The sequence below is a fragment of the Embleya sp. NBC_00888 genome (genome assembly GCF_045207655.1).
In the GTDB taxonomy this organism is placed as follows: domain Bacteria; phylum Actinomycetota; class Actinomycetes; order Streptomycetales; family Streptomycetaceae; genus Embleya.
The window spans coordinates 783007-805681 of the sequence record NZ_CP108785.1 but is presented as its reverse complement, the minus strand read 5'-3'; the positions used below and the strand labels follow the sequence as shown (position 1 = coordinate 805681).

Annotated in this window: 16 protein-coding genes; 8 read left to right on the top strand and 8 right to left on the bottom strand. The window is 69.1% G+C overall.

Annotation, left to right across the window (positions count from 1 at the left end; all coding sequences use genetic code 11):
* Positions 1-399: 399 nt before the first annotated feature.
* The 3 genes from OG948_RS37700 (at position 400) to OG948_RS37690 (ending at position 3511) form a co-directional block, all read left to right on the top strand.
* On the top strand, positions 400-1422 hold the full coding sequence (locus OG948_RS37700; RefSeq protein ID WP_331773425.1) for a zinc-binding alcohol dehydrogenase family protein: 1023 nt from the start codon (positions 400-402) through the stop codon (positions 1420-1422).
* A 180-nt stretch (positions 1423-1602) separates the two neighbouring features.
* The gene (locus OG948_RS37695; protein WP_331769482.1) at positions 1603-1920 is read left to right on the top strand and encodes a putative quinol monooxygenase; all 318 of its coding nucleotides are present in this window, start codon (positions 1603-1605) and stop codon (positions 1918-1920) included.
* A gap of 544 nt (positions 1921-2464) precedes the next feature.
* Positions 2465-3511 (top strand): heparin lyase I family protein, encoded by a 1047-nt coding sequence (locus OG948_RS37690; protein WP_331769481.1) that lies wholly within the window; start codon positions 2465-2467, stop codon positions 3509-3511.
* A 567-nt stretch (positions 3512-4078) separates the two neighbouring features.
* Here OG948_RS37690 and OG948_RS37685 read toward each other — a convergent pair.
* From OG948_RS37685 to OG948_RS37675, 3 genes are all read right to left on the bottom strand, one after another.
* Positions 4079-4585 carry a hypothetical protein gene (locus OG948_RS37685; RefSeq protein WP_331769480.1) on the bottom strand — a complete coding sequence of 169 codons (507 nt, stop codon included), beginning with the start codon at positions 4583-4585 and terminating at the stop codon, positions 4079-4081.
* Positions 4582-5205 carry a SigE family RNA polymerase sigma factor gene (locus OG948_RS37680; RefSeq protein WP_331769479.1) on the bottom strand — a complete coding sequence of 208 codons (624 nt, stop codon included), beginning with the start codon at positions 5203-5205 and terminating at the stop codon, positions 4582-4584. Before OG948_RS37680 ends, OG948_RS37685 begins: the two co-directional genes overlap by 4 nt.
* A 106-nt stretch (positions 5206-5311) precedes the next feature.
* Positions 5312-5764 carry an LAETG motif-containing sortase-dependent surface protein gene (locus tag OG948_RS37675; protein ID WP_331769478.1) on the bottom strand — a complete coding sequence of 151 codons (453 nt, stop codon included), beginning with the start codon at positions 5762-5764 and terminating at the stop codon, positions 5312-5314.
* Positions 5765-6650: 886 nt separating this feature from the next.
* Here OG948_RS37675 and OG948_RS37670 point away from each other — a divergent pair.
* The 4 genes from OG948_RS37670 to OG948_RS37655 all read left to right on the top strand — a co-directional run bounded on the left by OG948_RS37670 (position 6651) and on the right by OG948_RS37655 (position 12252).
* Positions 6651-7442, top strand: a complete 792-nt coding sequence (locus tag OG948_RS37670) for a DeoR/GlpR family DNA-binding transcription regulator (RefSeq protein WP_331773424.1) — start codon at positions 6651-6653, stop codon at positions 7440-7442.
* Positions 7443-8483: 1041 nt separating this feature from the next.
* The gene (locus tag OG948_RS37665) at positions 8484-9533 is read left to right on the top strand and encodes a substrate-binding domain-containing protein (protein ID WP_331773423.1); all 1050 of its coding nucleotides are present in this window, start codon (positions 8484-8486) and stop codon (positions 9531-9533) included.
* A 131-nt stretch (positions 9534-9664) separates the two neighbouring features.
* Positions 9665-11212 (top strand): sugar ABC transporter ATP-binding protein, encoded by a 1548-nt coding sequence (locus tag OG948_RS37660; protein ID WP_331769477.1) that lies wholly within the window; start codon positions 9665-9667, stop codon positions 11210-11212.
* 29 nt (positions 11213-11241) lie between these two features.
* Positions 11242-12252, top strand: a complete 1011-nt coding sequence (locus tag OG948_RS37655) for an ABC transporter permease (protein ID WP_331773422.1) — start codon at positions 11242-11244, stop codon at positions 12250-12252.
* An 883-nt stretch (positions 12253-13135) separates the two neighbouring features.
* Here OG948_RS37655 and OG948_RS37650 read toward each other — a convergent pair.
* From OG948_RS37650 to OG948_RS37635, 4 genes are all read right to left on the bottom strand, one after another.
* Positions 13136-13303: a hypothetical protein gene (locus OG948_RS37650; RefSeq protein WP_331769476.1), complete on the bottom strand. Its 168-nt coding sequence runs from the start codon at positions 13301-13303 to the stop codon at positions 13136-13138.
* Positions 13304-13805: 502 nt separating this feature from the next.
* Entirely contained in the window at positions 13806-15227 is a 1422-nt protein-coding gene (locus OG948_RS37645) for a PASTA domain-containing protein (RefSeq protein WP_331769475.1), read from the bottom strand.
* Between the two features lie 251 nt (positions 15228-15478).
* Positions 15479-17209, bottom strand: coding sequence for a Cys-Gln thioester bond-forming surface protein (locus OG948_RS37640; RefSeq protein ID WP_331769474.1), 1731 nt, complete (start codon positions 17207-17209; stop codon positions 15479-15481).
* Positions 17210-18019: 810 nt separating this feature from the next.
* The gene (locus tag OG948_RS37635; RefSeq protein ID WP_331769473.1) at positions 18020-18964 is read right to left on the bottom strand and encodes an ROK family protein; all 945 of its coding nucleotides are present in this window, start codon (positions 18962-18964) and stop codon (positions 18020-18022) included.
* A gap of 497 nt (positions 18965-19461) precedes the next feature.
* On the opposite strand from OG948_RS37635, the gene OG948_RS37630 reads away from it, so the two are divergent.
* Entirely contained in the window at positions 19462-20253 is a 792-nt protein-coding gene (locus OG948_RS37630) for a DeoR/GlpR family DNA-binding transcription regulator (RefSeq protein ID WP_331769472.1), read from the top strand.
* Between the two features lie 874 nt (positions 20254-21127).
* Here the strand turns inward: OG948_RS37630 and OG948_RS37625 are convergent.
* A complete protein-coding gene (locus tag OG948_RS37625) occupies positions 21128-22210 on the bottom strand; it encodes a heparin lyase I family protein (protein WP_331769471.1) in 1083 nt (360 codons plus the stop codon).
* Positions 22211-22675 lie beyond the last annotated feature (465 nt).

The window sequence follows — 22675 nt, the reverse complement described above, 5'->3', positions numbered from 1 at the left end:
GGTGTGACACGGCACCGGACGCACGTCGTATCGGTTGGCGTGCAGCCCGATCCCATCCGTTCTCCTCCCCGTTCGACCTTCTACCTGCATACTTTCCATTGGAAAGTAGTGGCCCTTGCAGGTTACTGCCCCCCTGGGGATACCTTGCGGAAGGTGAGAGGACGCGGGCCGGGAGGCGGACATCGCGACCGAACGCGCGGTCGTTCCGCCGGTGACGCAGGGGTCGCCGACACGGGCCGGCGGCCGTCACCAGGTGATGATCAACCAGCGGCGGAGCAACGCCGTCCATCACATCGGTTCGCGTACTCCGGAGCATTCCCACCGGGCCGCGTTCACGGATGGCCCGCCCGCGAGAGAGACAATCGTGAGGAAATCGTCATGAGTTTCGGAAACAGAACGATGCCGGCAGTCGCCTGCCGCGAGAGCCTGCCGATCCAGGACGACGAGAGCCTCTTGGACGTCGAACTACCGGTACCTCAGCCGCGTCCGCGTGACCTGCTCGTCCAGGTGGAGGCCGTTGCGGTCAACCCCGTCGACTACAAGGTGCGGCAGAAAGGCAGTCCTGGCGGCGAGCCCAGGGTGCTGGGCTGGGACGCCGCGGGCACGGTCGTCGCGGTCGGCGACGAGGTCACCTTGTTCGCGGTCGGCGACGAGGTCTACTACGCCGGCGCCATCGACCGGCCGGGCGCCAACGCGCGCTTCCATCTCGTCGACGAAAGCATCGTCGGACGCAAACCCACCACGCTTTCCTTCACCGAGGCGGCGGCGTTGCCGCTCACCTCGCTCACCGCCTGGGAGGGTCTCTTCGAGCGGCTGGGCCTACACGAAGGGGCCCCGGAGCAGACCGGCACACTCCTCGTTACCGCAGCGGCCGGCGGTGTCGGGGCGATGGTGACGCAACTGGCGCGCGCCCTCACCGGTTTGACAGTGATCGGAACCGCCTCACGGCCGGAAACGGTCGCCTACGCACGCCGGATGGGCGCCGCGCACGTGGTCGACCATCACCGTCCGCTGCCGGAGCAAGTGGCCGAGGTCGCGCCCGGTGGGGTGAGCCACATCTTCAGCACGGTCGGCACGGACCAAAACCTCGCGGCCTACGCGGACATGCTCGAGCCGTTCGGCCGGATCGTCGCCATCGACGACTTCGGTCCCGTGGAGATCGGCCTGCTGAAGTCGAAGAGCATTTCGTTCCATTGGGAGTTGATGTTCACCCGCTCGCTGCACCGGACGCCGGACCGGGCAACCCAGCATCTCATCCTCAACCAGGTCGCCGAGCTCGTGGACACCGGCATCCTCTCCACGACGGCCACGAGGGATCTCGGCACGATCAACGCGACCCACCTTCGCGAAGCGCACCGGATCCTGGAATCCGGCAGCGCGATCGGCAAGATCACACTCACCGGCTTCCGTGCCGGCGGGTGAGGAACCACCGGGTCCGAGTGCGGCACCGACCACCACCCCCGTTCGTCCTCGACGGTGGACGGACCCGAGTACGTCAGGCCGGCCACCCCACGGCGGCCCTGGCCACCCATTTCCCTGCCGACCGCCGTGCGAGTCTCGGATCGGCGGTTCACCTGTCCGAGCCGCGCCAAGGAGTTTCCCGTGATCGACGCCCTGCCCTCCGGACCCCTCGTCGCTCTCGCAAGAGTGAAGGCAAAGCCGTCACAACGCGAGCCTCTACAAGCCGCCTTGGTCGCACTGGTCGAACCGTCACGCGCCGAGGCGGGCTGCTCGGACTACACACTGTTCGAACTGCGCGACGAACCAGGGACCTTCTACGTACGTGAAACCTGGGCGGACCAGGAAGCACTCGACTTCCACATGGCCACACCCCACTTCCGAGCCTTCGCGGCCCGTTTCGACGAGTTGCTGGACGAACCGATCCGCCTGACCCGACTACGCGAGATACCCGTCACCTGAAGGGCGGGTCGGGCAAGGGCACGCCTCGTACGAGGACTTCGTAGCCGTGGATCGGCAACCTTGGCCGCGGACGACCATCGGGGTCGACGCCGTACTCCCACCCGTGTCGATGTGCCGGCGGACCACACGGCCGAGAGATTGTCCGTCCGATGGCGCCCATCGAAGTGGAGATCCTGTGCCGGGGCGGCCCGCTCTCCGCTGGTCAGGCGACCACCGATACTCCCCGGGCGCCGGGTGGTTGAGCGCCCGATGGGTGCCTGTGAACGGCCAAGTGTCGCGAGGTATACCAAGCGTTGACTTTCGTGTCTCCATGTTCAATTCTGTCCGAGTGTGAGGTTGCCCCTCGGGCAACCTCACATGCCTTGCCGCATGAGCGCATCCGGCCGTCTCGCCGGATTTTGCGCCCCAGGGTCTGCCCGCGGTCTGCTCCGGAGGGCCTTGCGGCCGTGCCCACCTGCTTGCCGATCGATGGGTGGGGTCTCCGCCCCCTGTACGAGGGAACGCCCGTGCAATACGCATTGTCACGGCCCGTCATCCCACGCGCATGCTCACGGTATGCGCCATTGCCTTGCTGCTCGTTGCTCCGACCGCCGCTCCGGCCTCCGCTGCCGACTCTCACTCGTACGACTTCGAATCGCCCTACCAGAAGTTGCCGTTCATGGCCATCCAGGGCTCCGGTCACGTTCTCGCCGGGCCGGCCCCCGGCGGGAAATCGGGCCGGGCCGCGCGCGTCGACGTCCCCAACGACGGCCGCTCGTTCAAATCCGAGCCGGCCATCAAGGGCCTCGACGCGGGCAGCCATCGCTTCAGCTTCGCCAACTACCTTCCCCCCGATTGGCAGCGGCAGGACGTCGACACCATCGTCGCCCAGTGGTTCAGCATGCAGAGCGACGACCCGAGGATCAAGCCCGTTGTCGCACTGTCGATCCACGGTGGTGACTGGCGGCTGAAGGTCCACTGGATGACAAACGACGCGATCCTGGAAACCATCATCTCCCTCGGCGCGGCCCGCCTGAGCCACTGGAACCATTGGACGTTCGACATCGCCTGGTCTTCCCCCGGCGCACCCGGGTCGATCGCCGTGACCCGGGACGGCGTGAACGTCGGCTCGCACCAAGGCGCCAACAACTACCATCGCGGCGAGCCGCCTCACTTCAGGATCGGCGCCTACCGCCCGAGTTGGCGCCCGGAAAAGACATCCAATACAGCGGGACAGGCCGATGTGGTCCTGTTCGTTGACGACATCGATATCACCAGCACGATCGGGATCAAGCGGGGTGATCCTCCCACCGCCACCAGTACGGCATCCCCCGCAGGCTCCCCATTCCCTTCGACCGCTCCGAAACCGACCAACTCGCCGTCCTCCGCGGTGGAGACCGGAGCGGTGCAGAACAATGGCGTGCCGGTGCCGAGCGTCGCGTCGGCGCCGGCCGATGACACCTCTCCTGCGCCCCCACAGCAAGAGGCTGCCGAAGCCACCTCCGAAACCGCCGGTCGGACCGGTGTGATCGGTGCGGCCGGGGGCATGGCGGCCCTGGCCGGCATCGTTTTTGTCCTCATTCGGCGCCGAAACGCGACACGTTCGCGCTGAAGGGCCCACCGTCCGTCCGGCAGATGACGCATCACATCACCCGCGGGGTCCCGTGCCTTCGCCGGTCGGGCCCTCGGTGACCAACCCCGCCGAGGGCCCGCTTCGGACGAGGACTGCTCCTGCCCGGCGAACGCCCGCCGCACGGTTGGGACTTCGGTTCCCGGAGCAGCCCCGCTGTCGACGGTGGTCGAGACCGGCGCACGCTACCTCCTCGACCCCTGGCACAAGCACCGACCCACCCTGCCGGACGACGCCGGGGCAGCGGATCGGCGCGTGGATCTGTCGGAGCGCACGGTGCGTGTCGCGGCCGAACTCGGCGCGCCCGTCGTGTCGTTGTGGAGCGGCCGGGCCCCGCGACGTACAGGCGCGAGCCTGTTGGGAGCGCCTGACCGCGGGCCGCTCGCGGGTCCTGACGCAAGCGCACGCACGGGGCGTGAGCGTGGGCTTCGAACCACCAACCCGCCCTGCCCCGGCGGGCCACGCGAGGACGAAAGCCCGCACCCCGCAGCCGACCTCGCCGAGATCGTGCGCGTCCACGGGACCCGTCATCCGCCGGCGCCGCGACGATCAGCGTGGTGTGGGCGGCAGGGCGCTCAGCGTGCGCGGCGTCGGCGTGCTCGGCGTGTTCGGAGCGGAACTCCGCACGGTTCCGCGCGGCGGGGCCTCGGAAGGCGGGCGCCGCGCGGGCGACGTCTCGGCGTTCTCGTCGTCGGCGGAGGGCGAGGGGTTCGCGTCGACCGGCGGCGTGGAAGGAGGGGTCGGCGGCGGCCAGGAGTTCGTGGCCGCCGGCGCGGGCTCGGCCGGCGGTACGGTCACCGACTTCGGCACGTCCGAGCCCGTGGTCGTCAGCGCCCAGCCCGCCGCGGCCAGGGCCAGAGCCGCTGCCGACACGGCAGGACGCAGCGGGACTCGGCGCCTGCGTACGGGTACGTGCGGCAGTGGTACCTCGCGGACTCGCAGGGTTGCGGGGGTCACCTCCTCGGCCCGGCGGCCCAGCCAGTCCCGCAGCTCGACCTCCAGGTCCGTGGCTTCGTCGGGGCCCGGTCGTCGGGACTTACCGCAGGGTCGGGTCACCTGTCGTCCTCCAACAGCTTGTGCAGCGCGGTCAGCCCGCGACTCGCGGTGGATTTCACGGCGCCGGACGGTATGCCCAGGGTGCCGGCGATCTCGCTTTCGCTGAGGTTCTCCCAGTAGCGCAGCACCAGCACCTCGCACTGCCGCCGGGTCAGCCCGGCCAGGGCGTTCCGCAGCCGCAGGTCGCGCTCGGCCCGCAACGCGTCGTCCTCGGGCGAGGCCACCGACGGGACCACGGGCGGCACGCAGGCTCGGGCGGTCCGGCGCCGGCGCGGCACCGAGCGCGCGCCGTTGACGACGCAGCGCCGCAGATACGCCGGCGGGTCGTCGAGTTCACCCAGCCGCGCGCCGTACCGCCGGAACGCCGCCGTGAAGGCATCCTGGACCACGTCCTCCGCGGTCTCCTGGTCGCCCACGAGCAGCGTGGCCAGGCGCACCAGCCGCAGCCGATGGGCGTGGTAGAGCCGGGCCATCGTCGGCGGCGGTTCGCCGACCTCTCGGGTCCGGCGGCGGAACAGGGCGAACCCGCGCCGGCGCGGTGGGTCCGTCTCACCCGGCGGCGTGGCGGGGGCCGGGTGTGGGCCGTGGAGGGCCCGGACGTGTGACTCCTGGATGGTCATGAGCTCCTCGGACGCGTACCGGTGGGTGCTCGCGGGGCCGGCCGGTGGCTCCGGGGACATTCCCGTCCCGGATCCACCGGCCGGTTTCTTGCTCGGGCCGCGACCGTCAGGCCGTGACGCGACCGCGACGGCGCACGAGAACAACCGTGACGCCGCCGAGGGCGAGCAGCGCGACACCGCCGCCGATCAGCAACGGGGCGCTGCTGTTACCGCCGGTTTCGGCGAGTCGGTTGGCCGGGGCGGGCGTGGGCGTGGGCGGCTGGAGGGTTTGGGGCCGGTCTCCCGCACCCGGGGGACGCACGGCCTCCGGCGCACCCGGGGGACGCACGGCCTCCGGCGCACCCGGGGGACGCACGGCCTCCGGCACAGGAGCGTTCGCCTTCGGTGGGGTGCCGGGGGGCACGGGCTGCGGGGCCCTGCCACCCGGGGTCGAGGGGACGGGTGTGGGCCGGGTGGCCGAGACGGTGTCGGGCTTCGGCGCCGACCCGTCGGCGGCGAAGGCCGCGGTCTGGGGCAGCAGGGCCAGTGAGGCGGCGAGCACGAAGCCGGCCCCGATCACACGACCGGTCCGGACGGGGGCGCGGCCACCTTGGGGCGGGGCCGTTGTGCGGCGGAGGGGAGGAATGAACACCGTTCTCCTTGCGAGGCGTCGAACGGACCGCCGTCGGGGGACGGCGGTCGCCACCGGCTCGGTGACGGACATCCAGACGTACGGGCGCCCTCCGGGTTCCCGATCCGGGAAAAGTTCTTCTGCGCCGGGTTGAACGTGGGGTGGGGCAGCGACGGCACCCACGCGGCGGGGAGGTCGGGCACCGGTACCGGGGCGGGACGCCGGTGGGGTCGACGGGGCGAGGTTGTCCCAGGCGGCTTCGAACACCTCGCGTGCCACGTGCGCGCCGGGGACCTCGACGAGTTGGCGTTCGTCGTCGGTGCCGCTCGCGGCGAACGGTGACAACCGCGGGCGCGCGACCGGTTCGCCTACTCCGGTCGCGGCACTCGCGCCTACCTGCGCGGACGCCGCATCAAGGCGGTCATCAGGAGCCTCAGGGCCGCCTCGCCGATCGCGGCACTCGCCTCGACGACGTCGAAGGTCTCACCGGCCGCGACCATGCGCGGTAGGTCGGAGTTGGTGACGGGCCCGCGGGCCGCGCATCTCGCCCGCCCGTCCGTCGTGCTGCGGTTGTGCGGCGACCTTGATCCACGAGCCCACGACCGCAACGAGCTTCAATCACTCGTCCAACAGATTCAGATATGAAAACACATTCAAGATGTCCATATAAAACAATTTGTCAACGGATCATGCTCGAATCCGCTATTCCTCAGTCTCACCACGTAATCGAGACCCGTAGGACGATTCGTTGGATGGGAGGTCGAGTTTGGCTGATCCGGTGACTGCTATGTTTGAAACTGTTGATACGTGCCCCATGCAATCAATAGGAGGCGGGATGCTGGCCCGGCAGCGGCAACTCGCGATAGTCGACCTGGTGGCCAAGCAGGGAGCGGTGCGTGTCGCCGCCTTGGTGGAGATGTTCGGCGTGTCGGACATGACCGTCCGGCGTGACCTCGAGGTGCTGGCCGAGCGGGGGTTGGTCGCCAAGGTGCACGGGGGCGCGACCTCGGTCGAGATGGGTTCGACGGAGGAGCCCGGCTTCGTGACGAAGTCGGGCCGGCAGGCCGCCGAGAAGGAGGCGATCGCGCGTCGTGCGGCGGATCTGGTGCCGCCCGGCAGCGCGGTGGCCCTGTCGGCCGGAACGACCACGTGGACTCTGGCGGGGCATCTGGCGGACGTGCCCGGCCTGACGGTGGTCACCAACTCGATTCCCGTGGCCGACGTCTTCCATCGTCAGGGCCGCGTCGACCAGACCGTCGTGCTGGTCGGCGGCGTGCGTACCCCGTCGGACGCGCTGGTGGGCCCCGTCGCGGTCGCGTCGTTGGAGAACCTCAACGTCGACGTGCTCGTGCTGGGGGTGCACGGGATGAGTGTCGGGGCGGGGTTCACCACGCCCAATCTGCTGGAGGCGGAGACCGACCGCGCCCTGGTGCGGGCGGCTCGCAAACTCGTGGTGGTCGCGGACCACACGAAGTGGGGAGTGATCGGCATCAGCACGATCGCCCCTCTGGGCCGGGCGGACGCCTTGATCGTCGACTCGCGCCTGGGCGAGGAAGTCCAGGAGGAATTGGCCGAACACGTCGGGGAACTCGTGGTGGTCGATCCGAACAACGACATGGCCGGGTGACCGGAACACTCGCGGCACACCGGCGGGGTGCCGGCAGCGCTGTTCGGGAATTGTCGCGTGACGGTCAGGCCGCTTCCGCGCATGCCCGGTGTCGAAGTCCTCGCGCTCCGTGGCCGGTTGATGGATCCTTTCCGGCGCGCGCCTGCGCCGGACGCGTCGTCGGGAACGGTTCCGGGCGAGAGGTGGAGAGCGTATGCGCCGGGTCGTCGGTCGCGGGCAGGCGTATTGCTCCTACGGCCACCGCGACCACCTGCGTAAACGCAACGTCAGGGCGATGAATCGAACAAGGACGACCGGGCTGCCAAGCACAAGAGGAAGGGCTGCCGGGGCGGACTGTCCACCGCCCACCGCCCACCGCGACCGCGATACCGTCGAACGGCTGAAAGCCCGGCGCGGCTTTCCGGCACGATAGGACAACGCCCCGAGAGCCTTACTGGCAGGGCCCCCGTTGCGGAGTTTGTGCCGCTGGATCCGCAGCCTTCGACCCCGCAGGTCCGAACGCGATGAACATGGTCGTTCCCTGGCCCGGGAGCCGGAGCATCGTGCGTGCTCACGATTCGGCACGGCCGAGGCGAGCCTCCCAGGGGCGTGCGTCCAGTCGAGCGTCACCACGGCCCGGCCGCGATCTCTGTATGGCCGAATTGATGAAGGATGCCGCGCATCGGAAGCAAAAACCTGCCGTCGAACCGGCACATACGAGGCGTTGAACCCTTGCGAGGCGTTGAACCCTTGCCGGAGGCCGGGACGACGACGAGGCCGGTTCCGTCTCAGCCCGGATCGGAGCCCATCTGCCTGGCGCACAACAATCCAACGCATTTCAACGCCACGGTGCCCGCTCCTCGCCCTCGGTGCACGTGCGTCACAAGGCCAGAGCGGCATTCTTCGGGCTCAGACCAATGGACTCCGTGGCGTTACCGAAATGAGTCTTGTTGGTTAATGTTTGAACTGCTAGATATATGCCTCACGTCGCGAGTGGTTGCGTTCAGACGTGTTTGTTTGACAATCGCAAGCTCCCCGCTGTCCCCAAGGAGATCGATGATGATGCACCGCAGACGCAGTCGGCACGGCGCCGCGATGGTGGCCGCCCTCGCGCTCGCCGTGGGGCTCACCGCCTGCTCGTCGGGCAAGGAAGACGGCAAGGCGGGGACGACGTCGGGCACGGCTCCCGTGTCGGGGAACGTCAAGATCGCGTATCTGCAGAAGCAGGGGGACCAGCAGTACTTCATCGACGAGGCGGACGGGGCCAAGGCGAAGGCGAAGGAGTTGGGTGTCGATCTGAAGGTCGTCAATCTCGGCAACGACACGAACAAGGCGGTGAGCGAGGTCCAGGCGGCGCTGGCACAGAAATACAACGGCGTGGTGATCGTCGTGCCGGACCCCGCGGTGGGACCGCAGGTCGTCGAGATCGCGAAGAACGGCGCGGCACTCCTGGCGTCGGATGACCAGATCTGTGTGAACGGCGCCGATCCGACCAAGTGTTCCGCCGATCAACTGGTGCCGCGTGTCGGCTTCAGCGGGGCTCAGATGGGCACCCAGGTCGGCGACCGGGCCGCCGAGGAGTTCAGGAAGGCGGGTTGGGCTCCGCAGGACACCGCGATCATCGCCGCGTGGAAGCAGGACGTGACGGTCTGCTCGGACCGTGTCAACGCGGCACACGAGGCTTTCAAGCGGGCGACGGGCGCGGACGTCAAGGTGCTCAAGGTCGGCACCGACAACACCCCGCCCGACGCCCAGAACAAGACCGCGGCCACGATGAGCGGCAACCGGTCGGTCAAGCACTGGATCGTGTGGGGTTGCAACGACGAGAACGTCAGCGGGGCGGTCACCGCGCTGCAGAACGGCGGCTACGGGGCGGCCGACGTCGTGGGAGTGGGCCTGGGCGGCTATCTGGCCTGCAAGGACTGGGGCTCCGGCAAGCCGAGCGGGATGAAGGCCGCGCTGTTCATCAACGGCTACGAGGTCGGTGGTCTCGCCGTGCAGACGATGGTCGACCGCCTCAAGAACGGCAAGCCCTTCGCGCCCGAGGCGTTCGCCACCACCAAGATGGTCGACCCCTCGAACTGGCAACAATCCGGCCTCAAGTGCAGCTGACCGAGCCCGCATCCACGGCCGCAACGACCTGAACGCCGTCGCCTTCGACGGCACCCACCGGTGCGAGTCGCGACGACCCGACGCCTTTTGCGCGCGCCGTCGCGACTGCCCGAAACGCCCCGAGGCCAGCCATGACGAAAAGCCCACCCCCAGATGCCCCCGGACCGGCGCTTGCGGTCGAGAACATCCACAAGGAGTTCTCCGCAGTCCACGCCCTGCGCGGCATCACACTCGACTTCCCTCGCGGCACCGTCACCGCCCTGATGGGGGAGAACGGTGCCGGCAAGTCGACCCTGATCAGGATCATCAACGGCGACCACCGTCCCAGCCGAGGACGCGTTCTCATCAACGGAAGACCACACGACCTGCACAGTCCTGCGGACGCGCGCAGGCACGGGATCCGGGTGATCGCGCAGGAACCCGAGATCGTCCCGCACGTCAGCGTCGCCGAGAACGTGTACATCGGCGCGTTGCCGCGCAGGAACGGCCGACTCCTGGACCGGGAGGAGCTATACCGGCGCATGCGCTCCGACCTCGACCGCCTGGGATTCGCGCACGCCATCGCCCCGCAGACGCTCGGTTCCCAGCTCTCGCCCGCGCAGCGCCAACTCGTGGAGATCCTGCGCGCGCTGACCACCGAGGCCACCGTCCTGGCCTTCGACGAACCGACCTCGTCCCTGTCCGATCACGAGGTGGAAGCGCTCTTCGGCCTCATCCGCAGGCTCCGTGACCGAGGGCTCGCCATCATCTACGTCTCCCACCGGATGCAGGAGATCTTCCGGCTCGCCGACCGCATCGCGGTACTGCGCGACGGGGCACTGGCCGGCATCCGCGACGCGGCGCGGACCGGCGAGGGCGAGGTCGTGCGACTCATGGTCGGGCGCGACCTGTCCGCGATGTTCGCCCGCAAGCGCAACGCCGTCGGCAAAACCGTCCTCGACGTACGCAACCTGACCACCGACCACGTCGCCAAGGTGAACCTCGACGTGTGCGAGGGCGAAGTCGTCGCACTCGCCGGCCTGGTCGGCGCCGGCCGCTCCGAACTGGCCGCCGCCCTCGTGGGCGATCAGCCGATCCGCTCCGGCGAGGTCCGCGTCGACGGCCGAAAACTTCGACTGCGCATGCCCCGGGACGCGGTGCGGGCCGGCATCGGCTACGCCCCCGAGGAACGCAAGGCCCAGGCGCTGTTCATGACCGGCTCGGTCCGCTACAACATCGGCATCGCCGTCCTCGACCGCCTGCGACGCCAAAGGTTCGTCAGCTCGCGCGGAGAACGACTGCTCGCCGAGGAGTTCGTCGAAAGCCTCGGCATACGGACACCCTCCACCGACCACGAGGTCCGCAAGCTGTCCGGCGGCAATCAACAAAAGGTCGTGCTCGCCCGCTGGCTCGCCCGTCGTCCCAAGCTCCTGATCCTGGACGAGCCCACCCGCGGCATCGACGTCGGCGCGAAGGCGGAGATCTACCGCCTGATCGACGAGCTGGCCGGATCCGGCGTCGCGATCCTCGTCATCTCCTCCGAACTCCCCGAGGTCCTCGGCCTCGCCGACCGGATCGTCGTCATGCAGAACGGGCGGGTGACCGGCGAACTCGACCGCGCCGCCGCCGGCGAGGAGAGCATCCTCGCCCTCGCCATGGCCTACGACTTCGCCAAACCGACTTCAGGGAACCCGTCATGACCGCCACGACCAGGCAGGCACCAGCACCGATGCCCACCCCCACCGCCGGCGGCTCCGCCCGGGCACTCCCACGCCGCCTCACCACCGCGATCGGCGCACAGAACACCAGCCTCATCGCCGCACTGATCGCCGTCGTCGGCATCTTCACCTGGCTCGACGACGGCTACCTCACCACCGCCAACATGACCGTGATCGGCGACACCGTCGCGGTGACCGGCCTCCTCGCGGTCGTCCAGACCGTCGTCATCATCTGCGGAGCCCTCGACATCTCCGTCGGCTCGCAGGCCGGCATAGCCTCCGTGGTCAGCGCGATGGCATTCACCTCGGCCGGCGGCAACGCCGCCGTCGGCATCCTCGCCGCGATCGCCGTCGGCATCGCAGCCGGCGTCGTCAACGGCATCGTCATCGTCTACGGACGGGTCAACCCCGTCATCGCCACCCTGGCCACCCTCGCCGCCTACAAGGGCGTCGCCCAACTCCTGGCCGGCGGCCGCGCACAGGGCTACGTCCTGGGCAACGACTTCTTCATCTTCCTCGCCCGCGGCAAGATCCTCGGCCTCTCCGTCCAGATCTGGGCCCTGCTCCTGGTCGCCGCCGCCGTCCACGTCCTCCTCAAGTACACCGACATCGGCCGCAACATCTACGCCATCGGCGGCAACGACACCGCCGCCCGCCTCGCCGGCATCAACATCAACAAATACCTCGTAGCCGTCTACGCCCTCGCCGGCGTCGTCGCCGCGATCGCCGGCGTCATCCTCACCGCCCGCACCGGCTCCGGACAACCCACATCCGGCAGCGAGGGCCTCGAACTCAAGGCCATCACCGCCGCCGCACTCGGCGGCTGCGCCCTCCAGGGCGGCAAGGGCGGCATCGGCGGCACACTCCTCGCGGTCTTCCTGCTCGGCGCCCTGGACAACGGCCTCAACGTCGTCGGAGTCAACTCCTTCTGGCAAAACGTCGCCCAGGGAGCCCTCCTCGTCGTCGCCGTCGTCATCCAACAACGCCGCAGCGGCGAACGCGCCGTCGGCCTCCCGACATAGCGAGCGGCACAACGGAACGATGTTTCACCCCGCACGGGTCGGCTACCCGAGGTTGCGTGCCTGAGGACCAACAAGATGCGGTACGGCGCCCAGCCCCCGATCGGCACCCGAACACGGGCTTCGCAGTGCTCGGGAACCACAACCGAACGGAGGGCCAACGCGCGCGGGTGCGGCTGACATCCGCACCCGCCCGCGTTGGCCGGTCTCGTGCGGGGGCGACGCACTTGGTTCCCATCCGTTGAAGCAAACGGGGCTTCACCCCGAACCACACTGACCATCGACCTCTACGTCCACCGCCTCCGCCCCCGGAAGGGTGCCGGTCGGCACGGGCTCGCGACTTCTGTGCCGCCTTGCGAGTGCCGGCTCACTCATAGCGTGCCGCCGCCGACCGGCATCCGCGCGATGCTGCTCGACAGGGGCATGAGCGCGACTTCACCTTCAAGCCGAGGTTCCCACCGCACTCCGGGGTCTCGTCGAGCGCGAAGGTCCGCGGCCCGTGATCGTGATCGGTATCGACCGCCACAAGTCCGCCCACACGGCGGCGCCGTGTGCGTCTTGGGCCACCGCGTCGCCGAACGCCGATTCGTCGTCGACATCGGCACCCACGAGCACTCGTGAAGTGGTGCGAGTCCTGACCCGAGCGGCGAATCACGGTGGAGTGCGCCGGTGAACTCGGCTGCTCGCTCGCCAACAAACCGCTGCCGTAGGCGAGGACGTGGTCGACGCGCCCTCTCGGCCCGCACTCGACTGCCGGATACCGGCGGAGACCGCAAGACCGACCCCGCCGACGCGTTCAACGTGGCCCGGGTCACCCTGTTCCGCGAAGGCCTGCGGCACGTGAGCCGAGAGGACCGGCCGCCGTCCGGCCCGTGTCGTCCGAGCGTCACGACGACCCGGTCGACGAACGCACCCGCTGCTCAACCGACTGCACGCCGTCCTGCGCGATCTCCTCCCCGGACGGCGTGCCCACCGGACCCTCGGCCGACAAGGCCGCCGCGGCAATGAGGATCGTTCGACCCGTCACCGCTGCCGATTGCTGCAGCCGCGACATCGCCCGTGCCCTCTTGGCCGATCTGCGAGAACCCGACCGGCTCGCACCCCAGATGCGGGACGCGGCCGCCGCGACGGGGCCCAGCCTGAATTCTGCCCGGACCGGGTGTCGTCCTGGCGGCCGAGGTCATCGGTCGGGGCGGCCATCGAGCCAAGGATTGCGGAGAGCGGGACGTCTGCCGAAGCCCGCAGAGCCCTGAAACGACGTCTGTCAGCGTCGTCTACCGGGTCATCACCGGAGGTTCGGTTCCGATCGTCGCAGCCGGGGCAAACCAACAGCCCTCGTGGGCACGAGCGGGTAGACAGCACGGTGGCCGGGACAGGGGGGCTGCCCCGGCCACCATCCCCGGCGCCGTACCGGCCGCCTCATCGGACGGAGCCTCTACTCGTGACCGCAACTCCATCCACGCCATCGCCTCGACGCCGGACGGGTCGCCGCCGGCCGAGCCGCATTTTTCGGGCCCGGTGCGAGCAGGGGCAAGCCGGGCTCGCCCGCCTCACGGTCAGTCGCAGCCCACCATGTGCAGCACCTTGATGGTCCCGCCCTTGCGGATCGGCGCGCCCTTGTCGGGGCTGAAGCTCCGGAGTCGGCACATGCGAAGGTGGTTGCCGTAGGGCAGATCGAAGGTGAGACCGGCCGCTTGCACTGTGGCGAACGCCTCGGGCATGTACCGGTTGTACAGGTCGGGCACCACCGTCATGGCGCCGTCCTCCTTGGCCACCGTCACGATTACCGTGGATCCCGAGGGGGCCATCGCACCCTCCGCGGGGCTGGTCCGCAACACCGTTCCCGGCGCCGAGGCGGACACCTCGTCCACGCGTGCGACCGTGAGGCCCAGGGCGGTTAGTTGGGCCTCGGCCCGCGCATAGGCGAAGTTCGCCACTGCGGGCACACGCACGGTGGCGGCGGAGGGCGTGGCGGACTTGGAGGTCGGAGGCGCCGACGTCGAGGCGGACAGTACGACCGTGATCGCCGTCTTCACTCGGTCCACCTTCTGTCCGGGCGCCGGATTCGTGGAGGTGATCCTGTCGCCGGTGCCCACGGCGGTGGGGCGAAAGCCCTTCTGGCGCAGTATCGCGAAGCCTTGGGCCTGAGTCTTTCCGACCACGTCGGGCACCGTGACGATGGAGGCGGTCGACGCACTGGAGGTCGACGGGCTGGTCACGGCGCCCGGCGCGGCGAACGCGGACGGACGCGCCATGTGCGGCGGAACCGGCCCCTTGGCGTCGTCGAGCCCGGTCGCGGCCAGGACCGCCACGACGGCCAGGACGAGGGCGACCACTGTTGCAACGGCGGCTCCGGCCATCTGGAGCCGACGATCTCCCAAGCGTGGCGGGTGGTCGCGTCCGGCGCGGCGGGCGCCGGCCATGTGGAGCCGACGATGCCCACCGCCGCGCTGATCCTCGTGGTGGGTCTCCTGCGACTCCTCGAGGCCCTGCAACGACGTGCGCCCGTCTTTCCGGTCCGCCGGTGCACGCCGAGTCGAGAACAGTGCGCCGGCGGCTACGCCGGGGGCCCTCGTGGAGGCCACCCGGATCGGTACGTCGAGCCCGGCGGGCACGGATTCCGTCGGGCTCTCGAACGCGCCACCCTCGCCGTTTTCCGTTCCGTCGAAGCCCGGCACTTCGGTACCGCCGACACGCGGTGCCGCCGTGTCGGTGCCGCGGTCGTCCTGCGGGACCGTCAATACGAGGTGCCAGACGCGTTGTTCGCCCGGGAAGACGTCGGGAGGACCGGAGCGGTCGATGGCCGTGCGCGGGTCGGCGTCCGGCTCGAGGTGCGGTTCGTAGCGGTCCAGGGCGCTGCCGGCGTTGCGCAGGATCAGCTTCACCATTACGGTTTCGCCGGGTTCGGCCGTCACCTCGCGCGGTTCGCACCACGCCTGCACGGCATACGCCGGGTTCCCCGAGCGCTGACCGTTCAAATCTGCTCCGCACTGCCCGCCGGGGCAGTGGATGTCGGTCTCCTGGTACGGCGAGCCGCACAATACACAGGACAACACGTTCGAAGTGCCTCTCGTTCTTTCTGCGGAGGGCCCTCCACACCGGGGCGAGCCCGTCCGGTGTGCACGTTGTGTGGACTCCTCGAGTCCCTGCTCCAGGAAGGGACACCGGTATGTGTCGTCGAATCGGACCGGCACGACGGAGGCCGTGCCGGTCCGATTCGACGATTCGATCAGGCCTGGGGACGGTTGCGACGCTTGTTCAGGTAGAGCGCTCCGCCGCCGGTCGCGAACAGGGCGACGGCGGCACCGGCGAAGAGGATGGTGTCGGAGTTGTTCCCGCCGGTCTTGGCGAGGTCCTTGGAGTCACTCACGGGCACGACCGGGAGCCACGGGACCGTGATCGGCTGGTCCTCGGTACCGGGCACGACGATCGAGACGATCAGCTTCGGCGGCGCTGCGCTGGGCGACGCGCTGGGTTCCGGAGTCGATGTCGACGGAGCCGGCGGGGCCGACTCCGAGGCCGAGGCCGACGGTGCGCTCGTGGTGGACGGCGCGCCGGTCGCCGGCTTGCTCGCGGGCGGCGTGGTCGGGCGCGCGGAGGTCGGCGGTGCGGTCGACGCAGCCGTTGTGTGGGGCGTCGTCGGGGGAGTGGTGGGCGCGGAGTTGGTGGGCGGAGCCGAAGGTGTGGCGGTGTTCGGCCGGGTTGCGGGCGGCACCGTCGGCGGCGTGGTGCTCGGTGGGGCCGTCGTCGGTCGCACCGGAGGAATCACGACGCAGTCGAGCCTGCCGGTGTGGGTCTTCGCGTAGCCGACGGGACCGGTCACCTTGATGCTGTAGTCGCCGTCCTCGACGACCTTGACGAAATGGGTCTTCGAGGCGTCGGCCGGCACCGTCACCTTGGTGCCGTCGACGGTGAAGTCCGCCGGTGCGTCGCCGGTGTTCTTCAGCGTGACGCTCACACCACCCTGGACGCACTCCTCCCTGCCTTTGGACGAGGGGACGGGTGCGGCCTGGTGGCTCCACTGGACCATGGCCGAGGCGTCGACCGGGAACGGTTGCGAGCCCGCCGTGATCAGGGTCTGCGAGTGCTTGCGGTCCTTGCCCAGGAAGACGCGGCCGACGTTGACACCGGCCTTGGTCGACGCGGTGATCTTCGCTTCGCCGGGTTGCCAGTTCTTGGACACCTTGACGAACAGGTCGGTGCCGTTCGCCGCCGTGGTCATCGCTTTGCCGTCCTTGTCCACCAGTGTCGCGCCCACCTGCCCGTCGAGCCCGACCGTGACCGGTTCGGTCGAGGTGGTCTTGACGGTGACCGGTCCGATGCCGGGCGCGTCACCGTCCTTGCCGGACGTCGTGCTCGGTGACAGTTCGAGCGACGCGCCGGGTTCGTCGGGTTGTCCCTTGTTGGCGTCACCGGTCAGGTAGCCGTACAGCCCCAGCACGTCCTCGTTGTTCCACTTGGAGACTTCGGCGCCGTTGCTGTAGTGCCAGATCGCCGCCTGGGTCGCCGCGACGGCCTCCTCCGCGGAGAGCTTCTTGCCCGTCGGGAGGTTGGCGGTCCTGCCCAGCGTGGTCAGATCGGTGACCTTGGGATACGAGTGGTTCAGCACCCAGTTGATCCTCGCGACCGTGGCCGAGTCCGCGAGCCAGGAGTCGCCCCACGTGCCCTCGTGGTAGTCCACGTCGTTGCGCAGACTCGTTTGCAGGTCGATGCAGTACACCAATGCCTCGGGGGCACCGGTGCGGGTACCCAGGATCATCAACTCGGTCTGCGTGGGCTGCCAGTCGCCCCGCAGGAGGACCGAACTCCGCGTGTCCGCGACGTGCCCCTGAAAGCGAAGGGCCGTCGGGTCCTGGTAGGCGTGGGCCGTGGGCGACACACCGACGACGGCCACGGCCGCCAGGCCGCTTGCGACACCGAACGTTCCCGCGCGGGACATGACCCGCTGTGTACGGAACATGGAAAAAGACATCTCCTCAGAAAAAGAAAGGTGTTCCCCGTTGCCCGGGGGATTGTCACCGGGCACCTCATTCTTGGGTCACCGACGACAAGGATCGTGCTGCGGGCATCCCCGGTCAATTCCCCGGGGCGAAAAAATTTGTTTCGATTCCGTCGCCGGGGAACCCGGTCCCGTGGAGTCGACAAAACTTTATTGCTGCTTGGATTAATCTCCCTTCCCGATCCTCCGCGTTCCTCGGGAACGGCCTTCAGACGCGTGGAATCGGGCACGCGCGAGCGCGCAGTGCCGACCGAATCCGCACTGCGAGCCCAGGGAACGCCGGGCTGTGGGGCCGTCCACCAGTTGTGGTCGTCGGCGCATGATGGATCCACGTGTCTCGACGGAAGCAGATGCGCATGCTCCGCGGCTCGCCGACAAAATCCGCCGCCGGTAATAGCAGCCTATTGCGCGCACACCGGAGCGGCCCTGTTCTCTGTTCTCCTTGCAACGTTTCCGATCTGTCGTCTGGAGCTGAAGCGAAGACGCCTCCCCGAGTAATTGGCCAATCACCGGCGGGTGATTCGGGAGGCTCCGCGCCCCGAAAACATGTGAACGCGCGGCGGCAGACGGAGCTCCGTTCTTCGAGACGAGACCTGTGCGGGTTTCATCCGGAGAGCCGGATGCCGACGACGGACGAATGCATGGCAAGGACCCGACCGGGCTCCGACCCCGTGCGACTCGGTTTTCCGGGCCACCCGGTGCCGCCTGGCGGCTGATGCCGCGACGACACCTGGTTGTCCTGCCTTGGTGACGCGACCTGAACGTCCGTGATCAACCCACCGGGCGCGGTGACGCGTTCGCCGATTCCGATGACAGTACGTGCGTGTTCTTTCGGGACTGTCGCGCGCGGATCGCGGCCCCCAGCATCGCGGTGGACGGGCCGAGCGCGCTGCGCACGACGGTTGGTGCCCGTTTGCCGGGAAATCGTCGGTCGAGCCGTTTGTGTAAGGGCACGAACGGGCTGCGTCCGCTTTCGGCGAGGCCACCGCCGCTCACGATGACCTCGTTGTCGAGGATCGAGGCCGTTGCGGCAATGCCGTCCGCCGGGGCTTGGACCGCGTCGTTCCACACGCGGCGCGCAATCGCGTCGCCGCGTGCTGCACGTGCGACGACCTGTCCGGTGGTGGCGGGCTTCCCGCTTGCTCGGGCATGGAGCCTGGCGATGGCGGGCGCCGTTGCGTACGACTCCGGACATCGGTTGCTTCCGCACGTACACGTCCGGCCGTTCGGACCGATGGGGAGATGGCCGATGTCTCCGGGCCATTCGGCGACGGTCGGGATGACAGGGCCCGTGGAGACGAGCGCGGCGGTGGCACCGGTGCCGAGTCGGACGAAGACGAAGTCTTCGTGACCGTTGCCGCACATGGATTCAGCGAGGGCGCTCGCGCGCACGGCACAGTCGAGGACGACAGGTGCTCCGACTCGTTCGCGCAACATCGGAGCGATGCGGACGTCACGCCGGCCGATGCTCGGGGAGCGGCGGATTACGCCCAGCCCTTCGTCGACCCTGCCGGATACGACCAGGCCGGCCGTGGCCACGGGGCCGTGCCGGCGTGCGAGGCGGTCGGCGAGCGTCGGGACAGCGTGCGTGACTTTGTCGGGGCCGCTCTCGCGGGGGGTGCGTAAGGTCTCGGTCGCCACCATGGACCAGAACGGGTCGATGACGGCGCCCCTCGTGGTGGAAGCGTCGGTGGGGACGGCGAGGACGTTGCCCATGGGAATCGCCTTCAGCCCGGAACGACGGAGCGGGTCGACGGATCGGTGTATCCCTCGGGCCGGCCACGAACCGGCATCGGGACGCGGGACGACAAAAAAGCTCCTTCGCGGGTCTGACCAGGGGCCGGAGCGCATGCTCTCGGGGAACGGGGTGGCGAAGGGGAGTCCGACGGCCGGGGCTGCGGCCGTCGGTTGCCTCTGCCCGTCATCGAGATCGGCTCCTCCTGGCTCTTGAACGGAGCGAGACCGGAGAGTTCCCCGGCAGTCTGCCTTCTGGGAATACAATCAACGCGTTCACTCGTGATGACACGGATGGTTCTATCATTCCAAACATTTACCAACAAGGCTCGATTCGGTAACGCCCGCTCCGCAGGCCTGCCCCGCGCCCTCGAGCCTGTCGATCCGTGAAGCGGGAACCGTGAACCGAGGGCCTGTGGGTGCCTGCTATGTTGGAATATGTTGATACATGGCTTTCGAATCTAGCCTGAGGAGACGGGATGTTGGCCCGGCAGCGGCAACTCGCGGTGGTCGATCTGGTCGCCAAGCAAGGCGCGGTCCGTGTTGCCGATCTGGTCGAGATCTTCGGCGTCTCGGACATGACGGTCCGGCGTGACCTGGAGGTGCTGGCGGAGCGGGGGTTGATCGCCAAGGTGCATGGGGGCGCGACCTCGGTGGAGATGGGGTCGACGGAGGAGCCGGGCTTCGCGACGAAGTCGGGGCGACAGGCCGCGGAAAAGGATGCGATCGCCTGTTGTGCCGCGGGTCTGGTGCGGCCCGGCAGCGCGGTGGCGCTGTCGGCCGGGACGACCACGTGGACCCTGGCGGGGCATCTGGTCGATGTGCCGGGCCTCACGGTGGTCACCAATTCGATTCCGGTGGCCGATGTCTTCCATCGTGTCGGCCGGGCAGACCAGACCGTGGTACTGGTCGGTGGGGTGCGTACGCCCTCGGACGCGCTGGTGGGGCCTGTCGCGGTCGCGTCGTTGGAGCACCTCAACGTCGACGTGCTGTTTCTGGGGGTTCACGGGATGAGCGTCCGGGCGGGGTTCACCACCCCCAATCTGCTGGAGGCGGAGAGCAACCGCGCTCTCGTACGGGCGGCCCGCAAACTCGTGGTGGTGGCGGATCACACGAAGTGGGGGGTGATCGGCATCAGCACCATCGCCCGGCTGAGCGAGGCCGACACGTTGGTCGTCGACTCCGGCCTGAGCGAGGGCGTGCAGGGAGAACTCGCCGACCACGTCGGGGAACTCGTGGTGGTCCGTCCGAGCAACGACACGGCCGAGTGAGCGCGGCGAAGGAACGTCCCGCGGGTGTCCCCGCATGCCACTTCGGTCAGTGGCCGCACCGGGCGCGGTGTCGGCGGACGTCGTCGGGGAGACCAGGCCGAGGAAGACCTTGATGTCGCCGGTGTCGAGCACCGCACTCCTCCCAGGGTGTCGCTCCGGTCCCGGCCTCACGCCTTCGCACCGCACGCGCATCCACGTTACGCGGACCAACCACCCTTCGTCGGCCGGGCGTTGCGCTCGGCCGGGTGGCGGTCAGGCCTCTCATCAGCGGTCAAACCGTGCTCCGGGCCCGGTGACACCACCCCCGGGTCATCCCTTCTTCATGTGTGCGACAGGGGGCAGAAGCCATGCCGGGCCCGGAGGCCAGGAGCCCCCTTGCGGGGCCACGAAAAGGGTGGCGGTGGCTTCTTGGCTGGTCGGGTACGGTCGCGCGGATTCCCCGGCGCTGCGAGGCGCAGCGGCCGTTGCTCCGCGTTTGGGTGGCGGGCGTCTTCGGCTGTTCAGGTCGGGGGTGGGTGTCGCGCTGTGCACTCCAGAGGGCCGGTGCGCTGGACGGGCAGGGCGGGCGGCCACTGCGGGATGGCCGGACTTCCGGCCCTGTGCAGCGGACGCGATGCACCTGGGTGGGCCGCCACGTCCGCGCCGGGACCGACGCCTTGTCTGCCCCGGCACAGTGGGAGATCCGGACGACGCGTCAACGCTGCCGGACTTCACGAAGCAGGAACGCCTTCGACCGGGATCGAGCCCTGGGCACCCCGAACCACCCTTCGATTGGGCCGGTATTCACTGACCGCCCTTCGGTCCAACGGCATCAACGCGACGGGGGCCGTGCGCTCACGGACGGACCGTCTCGCCTGCGCTCGCCCGCCTCGGGTTATGCCGCCCGCCCGCCTGCCCGGCGCCGTGCCGCCCTGAAGCGGCCGCGGAAGACGAGGGCGAGGCCGGCGGCGAACACCGCGCCGGCGAAGGCGAGGATGATCGGGGTTCGGCTGGAGGCACCGGTCGCTGCCAGGGGTTTGGCGTTGTTGTCGGTGTCCGTGTCGGAGCCGGTGTCGATGGGGATCTCGTCCGCGGCATCGGGTGCCGAGCCCGGCGCGGCCGGTACCGTCGGGGGAGCCGACGCGGTTGCCCGCGCCGACGGGGATGCCGATGCGCCGGCCCGGTCGGGTGCGGAAGTCGCCGTGGTGTTCGTGGAGAGCGTGGCCGGCGGTGGTCCGGCGGCTCCCGGGGAGATGGCGGTGATGGAGACGTCGTCGTAGTAGTTCACCACGGCCGGTGTGCCGCCTGCCTTGTGCCCCTTCCAGGCCTGCCAGTTGGGTCGGTACAGTCCGATCTTGTGGTAGGGGGCGGTGTCCTGGTGCAAGCTGTTGGGGCCGCGGTGCGATCCCACCTCGGCCCCGTCGAGCCGGGCGGTGATGGAGCCGGTGGTGGTGGCGGAGGACCAGGTGATGTCGAAGGACCACTGGTTCCAGTGTCCGAGTCGTACCGGGCCGAGGTCGTATTTGACCTCCTGGATGATCATCAGCCAGCGGTCGTTCTTGACGGCGAGGACGACTGCGGGGGAGGTGCCCGTCCCGCCGTGCCACTGGGAGACGATGGTCTGGCGGTCGTAGCCAATCCAGTCGCCGGGCAGGTAGTTGGCGAAGGCGTACCGGTAACTTCCGTACGGTACGCGCGCTGTGGCTATCTCGGTGCGGTAGGACTTCCCGTCGTCGGGCATGGTGAACCGGACGGCCTTGCCACCGCGCCCGCCGGGCGCGGCCTTGACGTCCACGGTGCCCGTGCCGTCGATGCCCTTGCGGGGAAACGCGGCGGTGGTTCCGGACTCGAACCCGTCCTTGAAGGGGATGGGAGTCAGCGCACGGTCGGCGACGGCGTCGGCCGTCCCGAATCCCACCACCGACACGGCCGCCAATGCCGTGCCGACCCGACGTCTGCGTCTGTAACGCTGCAACATGAACCGTCCTTGAGATAAGGGGGTGTGGGGGTGACCTGCGGCGCGGCGACCGGTGTTCGCGGAACGAAGCGACGACGACTGCCGTCCACGGGCCGGCCACGCACGACAGGTCTCAATCCATCAGAATCAAACACGTTCGCACGTGTTGGTACATGACATCCTCGTCGGGCCAGTGGAGTCAAGTGCATGCGGAATGGTGAACTCCGCTGGTGATGTTTTCAGCGCAGCCGACGCGCGAGGAGGCGTGCGTGGGTAGGCGTTGCCGAGGGCGAGGGATCGTCCGGAAACTCTCCTGGTCGTCGGCCAGTTCCGGACGCACCACCTTCACCGCGGCCAGGCTCCCCCGCCCGGTCCGCCCGGGGTACACCCGACCCATCCCGCCCGAGCCGAGATGCCGCAGCAGGCGGTACCCCCGATCGCGACCGGATCGTCCTGCGCCAACCCCCGCACACCACACCCCCGTTG

What these genes read in the sequence shown, in the direction of transcription:
- OG948_RS37700 (WP_331773425.1), top strand. Translation starts at nt 400, where the DNA reads ATGCCGGCAGTCGCCTGCCGCGAGAGCCTGCCGATCCAGGACGACGAG.
- OG948_RS37690 (WP_331769481.1), top strand. Translation starts at nt 2,465, where the DNA reads ATGCTCACGGTATGCGCCATTGCCTTGCTGCTCGTTGCTCCGACCGCC.
- OG948_RS37680 (WP_331769479.1), bottom strand. Translation starts at nt 5,205, where the DNA reads ATGACCATCCAGGAGTCACACGTCCGGGCCCTCCACGGCCCACACCCG.
- OG948_RS37670 (WP_331773424.1), top strand. Translation starts at nt 6,651, where the DNA reads ATGCTGGCCCGGCAGCGGCAACTCGCGATAGTCGACCTGGTGGCCAAG.
- OG948_RS37665 (WP_331773423.1), top strand. Translation starts at nt 8,484, where the DNA reads ATGCACCGCAGACGCAGTCGGCACGGCGCCGCGATGGTGGCCGCCCTC.
- OG948_RS37660 (WP_331769477.1), top strand. Translation starts at nt 9,665, where the DNA reads ATGACGAAAAGCCCACCCCCAGATGCCCCCGGACCGGCGCTTGCGGTC.
- OG948_RS37655 (WP_331773422.1), top strand. Translation starts at nt 11,242, where the DNA reads ATGCCCACCCCCACCGCCGGCGGCTCCGCCCGGGCACTCCCACGCCGC.
- OG948_RS37650 (WP_331769476.1), bottom strand. Translation starts at nt 13,303, where the DNA reads ATGTCGCGGCTGCAGCAATCGGCAGCGGTGACGGGTCGAACGATCCTC.
- OG948_RS37640 (WP_331769474.1), bottom strand. Translation starts at nt 17,209, where the DNA reads ATGTTCCGTACACAGCGGGTCATGTCCCGCGCGGGAACGTTCGGTGTC.
- OG948_RS37635 (WP_331769473.1), bottom strand. Translation starts at nt 18,964, where the DNA reads ATGGGCAACGTCCTCGCCGTCCCCACCGACGCTTCCACCACGAGGGGC.
- OG948_RS37630 (WP_331769472.1), top strand. Translation starts at nt 19,462, where the DNA reads ATGTTGGCCCGGCAGCGGCAACTCGCGGTGGTCGATCTGGTCGCCAAG.
- OG948_RS37625 (WP_331769471.1), bottom strand. Translation starts at nt 22,210, where the DNA reads ATGTTGCAGCGTTACAGACGCAGACGTCGGGTCGGCACGGCATTGGCG.